The following is a 6,841-nucleotide window of genomic DNA, read 5'->3' as shown; positions in this document are numbered from 1 at the left end:
CCCCCCCCCCCCCCCCCCCCCCCCCCCCCCCCCCCCCCCCCCCCCCCCCCCCCCTGCCCCCGCCGCCCGGCCGGGAAGTACCGCGGAGCGGGAACGGGCGGTGGGTCCCACCCGCGAAACCCCAGCCGAAGCAGCCGTCGCCGACGTGGCGGCCGGCGACCGGCTCGACCGGCGGATCGGCGCTCTGGACGGCCGCAGCCGGCGCCTGCACGAGCCGGGCGTGCCGTGGGCACGAGCCATCGCTCTGCGATACCGGGATCGCTGCCTCGGCTATCTCGTCATCCGATCCCTGACCACGCCCTCGGCAGAGGAGACCGCCCTGACCGACCTGCTCGCACAGCAGACCGGGATCGCCCTCGCGCGCCTCACCGCGCACCGGGGGTATCGGGCCCGCGTCGAGTCGGACAGCACGCGGGAGATCGAGGAGCAGCCGGAGACCGGCGACCCACCGGGGGCCCAGGGCGGCCCGCCCACCCCGGGACCCGGCGCGACCGCCTCCGCCCTGGCCTCGCGGCTCGCCGCCCAGGACGCGCTCTGCCGCGCCGCCGTCTCCGGCGCAGGCGAGCAGGGAATCCTGCAGGCCCTGCACGACCACACGGGATTCGCGGCCCTCACCGAGGACCGCTTCGGCAACCCGCGGGCCTGGGCCGGTCCCCGCCGGGGGGAACCCGGGACAGGACCCGGCGGCGGACCGCGCACGGAGTCGGACACCCGGCGCCGGGACGCCCTGATACACGGCGCGCGACGCCGGCCCGGCAGTGTCCGGGACCGGGACCGGCTGGTCGTCCCCATCGAGATGGCCGGCGATCTGCTCGGCGTGGTCGCGCTGGTCGACCCGGACTGCCGGGCGGCGGAAGCGGACACGTCGGCGCTCGGACAGGCCGCGCTGGTACTGGCCCCCCAGCTCTCGCACGAGCGCAGGCTGGCCGAGCTGGAACCCCGCCTGAGACGCGACCTCGTCGACCGGCTGATCTCAGGTGAGGCGAACGGCGACGTCCTCACCCAGGCGGCAGTCCTGGGCCACGACCTGCACCGGCCGCACAAGGTCGCCGTACTGGAGTGGCCCGGCACAGCCGAGACGGCCGCGCTCGGGGACGCGGTGGTGCGGGCGGCCGGGCGGCTGCGCCGGGACGTGCTCGTCGGCTCCCGTGGCGGGACCACGGTCGTCCTCGTGGCCGATGAGGACCGGCGTGATCCGGGGAGCGAGCTGCACCGTGCCCTCTCGGACGACCTCGGCACCGGGGCCGGCACGATCGGGGTCGGCGGCCACTGCGCCGTCTTCGCCGATCTGCCCCGCTCCTATGACGAGGCGGTCCGCGCGCTCACCGTCCGCCGCCGATCCCAGGACCCGTACGGCAGCACCGGTTTCGAAGAACTGGGCCTGTGCCGCATGATGGGAACCGGCGACGGCGAACGGGAAGCCGACAGCTTCGTCCGCCGGTGGCTGGGGCCACTGCTGGACTACGACGCCCGCCACCACACCGAGCTGGTGACGACGCTCTCGGGCTACCTGGAGAGCGGCGGCAGCTACGACGCGACCTCCGAGACGCTGCTCATCCACCGCAGCACCGTCCGCTACCGCCTCCAGCGCATCCGCGAGATCACCGGGCACGACCTCGGTGACGTCGGGACCCGCCTCAACCTGCACGTCGCCACCCGTATCCGCAACGTGCTCGACGCACCCCGCTGAGCAGAGCGGCGATGCTCCGGACGCTCATCATGGCCGTGGCGCGGACCGACAGGGGCGCGGTGCCGGTCAGGCTGGACGCGGTCGAGTCCGTGACGGGACACGGACCTGCCCGCGCCGCCGATCACGGCGCTCGGTGATCCGGCCTGCAGGCCTGCGGCCTTACGGTGTCCAGGGCTTGCCTGCGTGCCTCCTTGCGGGCTGCGTGCATCTCCTCCAGCGCGGCGAGGGCATCCCTGGATCGGACCGGCGCCATCATGGGACCCGGCGCGGGCTGGGCTGCGCTGCCGAAGGCGTCCGCCGCGGCGGGTGCGAAGGTCCCGTGGGTACTCAGACGGATCAAGGACTCCGTTTGAGCCTCAATGCTGGAGGGGGCCTCGGGCGGCGGTACTCGGAGGATGTCCGCGCTGGGGGCCGGTGCGTCTTCGACCAGCGTCAGGACCTGGTCCAGGCCGGTGAGTTCGAGACGGCCGCGCAGCACCGAACCCGCACGGGTCAGCGTGAGTGTGCCGTCCCGGACCGAGGCGGCCTGGTGGGCGCGCAGGAGCGCGGTGACGCCTGAGGAGTCGAAGGACCGGAGATCGGCGCAGTCGATGGCCAGGTGCGTGTGTCCGGTGCCCAGGCACCGCTCGACTGCACGCTCCAGGTCGGGGACGGTGTCCTGGTCGATGTCGCCGCTGACGCGCAGAACCGCGCTGGTCGTGTCGACGGTTTCGGCAGTCACCAGGAGCACGTCGTTCCTCCCTGTTAAGGATCTCGGCTACGTGCTGTCTGTCCGGTGCAGGTGAGGGCGAAACCGGGTCAGCTCAGCGCGGTGATCATTCTGACTGTTGTTCCGCCGTGGGTGGTGCGGATCTGGACGAGGTCGCAGAGCTGGTGGATGAGCCACAGCCCCCGGCCGCCGATCTGGTCGTGGCGCGGGCGCACATGTCCGGCCAGGGGGTCCTGGAGATGTCCGGTGTCGCGGACTTCGCAGACGAGTTCGCCCTGTTCGGTCCAGGTGCGCAGGGTTCCGGTGCCGCCGCCGTGCCGGATGCTGTTGGCGGCGGCCTCGGTGACGGCCGCGAGCAGGTCCAGCAGCCGGTCGGGCTCCAGGTGGTGGGCGCCGGCGCAGGCGGTGACCTTGTCCCTCACCCGGGCCAGGTCCCCGGCATGGAAGACGAGCTCCTGGTAGGGGTCGCAGGGGGCGCCCAGGTCCGGGAACGGGTAGGGGCCGTCCTGATGGCCGGTGTTGGGGCCGCTCTGCACGTCACGCAGCAGCGGATGGTTGCTGCGCGCCGATTGCAGGACGTCCGCCTCGACGGTGGTGGTGTCGTAGGGACACAGCAGCCACCAGGCGGGAGTGGCGGCGAAGGCCCGGTTCAGGAGCCATTCGTGGTATTGGAGTTCGGCGCGTTGGCCCGGCGTGCGGCCCGTCCACTGGGTTTCACTGATCCCGCGGACCGGTTGCCCTTTGGCCGCGCGGTCGGTGATGTGGCCGGCCCAGGCGGAGATCCGCCGGCCCGGGCGCCAGCTCAGCGCGGCGGCGTCCAGGTAGGTGACGGACTTGGCGGCGTCGGTGCCGCCGAGTTCCTGGCGCAGGATCTCCTGCTTGGCGGGGTCGACGGCCACCAGTACGGCTTCGCCGCCGGCGACGGCGTCCTTGATGTAGGAGACGGTGCCGTCCAGGAACGCGGTCTCGCCCCGATAGGGGAAGAGCTCGTGGCGAAAGCCCGGGTCTTTCGTGTCCGGGGCGGTCGGCGCTGTCACGTGGTCGTTCACGGGAGCAGCTCCACCGGGATCTGCGGGACCTGGTAACCGGCCAGGGACCAGTTGCGGCGCACCGTGGAGTTCGCTCCCTCGATCAGCACCTTGCCGCCCTCGACCGACAGGACCGCTTCGGTCAGGGCCTTCATGGCGGCTGCGTCCATCAGCAGCAGGTCATGGCAGTGCAGGCGCAGGGTGCCCGCGGAGGCCAGCACTTCGCGCACCGCGGTGCCGAAGGCCGCGGCGCCGTCGAAGTCCACCACCCCGCTCACACTCCAGCAGTCCTCTCCCACACAGAGCATCCGAAAGTCAGGCACCTTCATCCGTCTGCCCGCGTGGTGCGGATACACGCCCGTGACCAGCTCCGGTGCGGGCACCGCCCGGACGCCGCGACGGGACAAGGCGGACACGGTTTGCGGTGACGCACGGACAGGCCCGCGTCATCCGCTCCTGTGCGAGGGCCCGCACCGCGGGCTCCGGCTTCTCCACCGTCGAAGGCGCGCCGGTCGGTCCGCGGGCCGCGAGCCGATTCTCCGCGACGGCCTGATCCGGGGCGGAAGAACCGAGGACGGCTTCCACGGCGGCATCCGGAGGTCCGTACGGGCGGACGGCCGCGACCCGGCTTCCCGGAGGGCCCATCCCCCTGCCGCCGCAATACTCGCGGCGAAAGACCGGCCCGATCACACCACGCCGCTCGATCGGGTGAACGGGACCCACGGGCGCGGTACCAGCGGCCCGCGTCTCGGTGGTGCACCCGAACGTCAGCCCTCCTCCCCACGGCGCCGAGGCGAACGCATGCACGAGCGCATTCGGCCTCGACGACCCCGCGCCGGGGTGGGCGGGGTGGCGGCGCCTGGCGCGCGGTTCCCGGCGCGATCAGGTAGTCAGGAACGGTGGACAAGGACGCGACCGACCCCTTCGTGCATGTCCGGGGCGCCAATGAGAACAACCTGCGGAACATCGATGTCGACGTTCCGCGGGACGCGATGGTCGCCTTCACCGGCGTCTCCGGTTCTGGCAAGTCCTCGCTCGCGTTCGGCACGCTCTACGCGGAGGCCCAGCGGCGCTACTTCGAGTCCGTGGCACCGTACGCCCGGAGGCTGCTGCAACAGGTCGGCGCACCGCATGTGCAGGAGATCACCGGGCTGCCGCCGGCCGTGGCCCTGCAGCAGCGTCGCGGGTCGCCCAGCTCGCGCTCGACGGTCGGGACCATCACCACGCTGTCCAATCTGCTGCGCATGCTGTACTCCCGCGCCGGCACCTATCCGCCCGGGGCCGCACGGCTGGAGGCCGAGTCGTTCTCACCCAACACCGCGGCCGGCGCCTGCCCGGAGTGCCACGGGCTGGGCGTCGTGCACGACGTCGCCGAGGACCTGCTGGTCCCGGACCCCTCGCTGAGCATCCGCGAGGGGGCGATCGCCGCCTGGCCGGGCGCCTGGCAGGGCGCCAACCTGCGCAGTGTCGTGAGCGGCCTGGGGATCGACATCGACCGGCCGTGGCGCAGGCTCAGGAAGAAGGACCGGGACTGGCTGCTGTACACGGACGAGCAGCCCTCCGTGTACGTCGAGCCGGAGCAGGACCGCGTCGACTACGGCTACCAGGGCACGTTCTGGAGCGCCCGCAAGCACGTCATGCACGTCCTCGCCGACTCCAAGAGCGACAGGATGCGCGAACGGGCGCTCCGGTTCGTCAGGAGTGTGCCCTGCCCCGAGTGCCACGGCAGCGGACTGCGGCCCGAGGCGCTCGCCGTGACCTTCGCCGGACGTTCCATCGCCGAGATCAACGCGATGCCGCTGACCGAGGTCGTGGCGCTGCTGCGGCCCGTCACGGGGCGGTCCGAGGCCGACGCCACCACGTCGACCGCCCGATCCGGGGAGACGACCGAGGTCGCGGTCCGGATCTGCGGCGATCTGGCCGCCCGGGTCGACGTACTGCTCGACCTGGGCCTCGGATATCTCAGCCTCGGGCGCCGCTCGACGACCCTGTCGCCCGGCGAGGCGCAGCGCCTGCGGATCGCCACCCAGCTGCGCTCGGGGCTGTTCGGCGTCGTCTACGTGCTCGACGAACCCTCCGCGGGCCTGCACCCTGCCGACGCGGAACCGCTGCTGGACGTGCTGGACCGCCTCAAGGCGGCGGGCAATTCGCTGTTCGTCGTGGAGCACGACATGGACGTCGTACGGCGGGCGGACTGGGTGGTCGACATCGGCCCCGGCGCGGGCGAGGGCGGCGGACGCGTGCTGTACAGCGGCCCGGTCGCCGGTCTTGAGCGGGTCGGGGAGTCGGCCACGGGCCAGTACCTGTTCGGGCGCGCCCGGCCGCTCGACCACCGTCCGCGCACACCGCACGGCTGGCTGCGCCTGAGCGGCGTCTCCCGCCACAATCTGCACCACGTGTCCGTCGACGTACCGCTCTGCGTGCTGACGGCGGTGACGGGCGTGTCCGGTTCGGGAAAGTCGACGCTGGTGACACAGGTGCTCGCCGAGGTCGTCCGCGGCCACCTCGGACTGGTGCCCGAGGAGCCCGGCGAGGCGCAGCTGGAGGTCGACGTCCAGGACGCGTCGGGGGTCGAGTCGTTCGACCGCCTGGTCCGGGTCGACCAACGGCCCATCGGCCGCACCCCCCGGTCCAACCTGGCCACGTACACGGGGATGTTCGACGCGGTGCGCAAGCTGTACGCGGGGACGGACGAGGCCAGGGCGCGCGGTTACTCGGCCGGGCGGTTCAGCTTCAACGTGCCCGAAGGGCGGTGCGAGACCTGCCTGGGCGAAGGTTTCGTCGCAGTGGAACTGCTGTTCCTGCCCGGTACCTACGCGCCGTGCCCGACCTGCCGGGGGGCCCGGTACAACGCCGAAACGCTGGAAGTCACCTACCGCGGCAAGAACATCGCGGAAGTGCTGGGGCTGTCCGTCGACGCCGCCGCCACGTTCCTGTCCGCCGTCCCGGCCGCCTCCCGCAGTCTGGAGACGTTGCGCGAGGTGGGACTGGGGTACCTGCGGCTGGGGCAGCCCGCGACGGAGCTCAGCGGCGGGGAGGCGCAACGCATCAAACTGGCCACCGAACTGCAGCGAGCCCGCCGCGGGCACGCGCTCTACCTGCTCGACGAGCCGACGGCGGGGCTGCACCCCTCGGACATCGCGCTGCTGCTGCGACAGCTGCACCGCCTCGTCGACGCCGGCAACACGGTCGTCCTCGTCGAACACGACCTCGACACGATCGCCACCGCCGACTGGGTCATCGACCTCGGGCCGGGCGGTGGCGACGCGGGCGGGCGGGTGGTCGCGGCGGGCCCGCCGGCCAAGGTGGCGACGGCCCGCCGCAGCGCCACCGCGCCCTATCTCGCGGCCCGGCTCGCGCGCTCCTGACGACGGGCCGGTCCTCTTCCCCGCCGCCGGCGACGACGCCCGTTTC

General features: G+C 72.8%; 5 protein-coding genes. 2 read left to right on the top strand and 3 right to left on the bottom strand.

Annotation, left to right across the window (positions count from 1 at the left end):
• Positions 1-100: 100 nt before the first annotated feature.
• Positions 101-1,690 carry a PucR family transcriptional regulator gene (locus V7E46_RS17705; protein WP_333769297.1) on the top strand — a complete coding sequence of 530 codons (1,590 nt, stop codon included), beginning with the start codon at positions 101-103 and terminating at the stop codon, positions 1,688-1,690.
• 121 nt (positions 1,691-1,811) lie between these two features.
• On the opposite strand, the gene V7E46_RS17700 is transcribed toward V7E46_RS17705, so the two are convergent.
• From V7E46_RS17700 to V7E46_RS17690, 3 genes are all read right to left on the bottom strand, one after another.
• Positions 1,812-2,420, bottom strand: coding sequence for an STAS domain-containing protein (locus V7E46_RS17700; RefSeq protein WP_333769296.1), 609 nt, complete (start codon positions 2,418-2,420; stop codon positions 1,812-1,814).
• Between the two features lie 68 nt (positions 2,421-2,488).
• Positions 2,489-3,448 (bottom strand): sensor histidine kinase, encoded by a 960-nt coding sequence (locus V7E46_RS17695; RefSeq protein ID WP_333769295.1) that lies wholly within the window; start codon positions 3,446-3,448, stop codon positions 2,489-2,491.
• Positions 3,445-3,735, bottom strand: coding sequence for an STAS domain-containing protein (locus V7E46_RS17690; protein WP_333769294.1), 291 nt, complete (start codon positions 3,733-3,735; stop codon positions 3,445-3,447). Before V7E46_RS17690 ends, V7E46_RS17695 begins: the two co-directional genes overlap by 4 nt.
• A gap of 591 nt (positions 3,736-4,326) precedes the next feature.
• On the opposite strand from V7E46_RS17690, the gene uvrA reads away from it, so the two are divergent.
• Complete coding sequence (uvrA, locus tag V7E46_RS17685; RefSeq protein ID WP_333769293.1) at positions 4,327-6,795, top strand: excinuclease ABC subunit UvrA; 2,469 nt, start codon at positions 4,327-4,329, stop codon at positions 6,793-6,795.
• The last annotated feature ends 46 nt before the right edge of the window (positions 6,796-6,841 follow it).

It is taken from the genome of Streptomyces sp. IBSBF 2435 (assembly GCF_036815005.1).
Classification (GTDB): Bacteria; Actinomycetota; Actinomycetes; order Streptomycetales; family Streptomycetaceae; genus Actinacidiphila.
This window is presented reverse-complemented; position numbering and strand designations above follow the sequence as displayed.

Bases quoted from the DNA above. Each gene is read 5' to 3' on its own strand.
- V7E46_RS17690 (WP_333769294.1), bottom strand. From the start codon at position 3,735: ATGCTCTGTGTGGGAGAGGACTGCTGGAGTGTGAGCGGGGTGGTGGAC.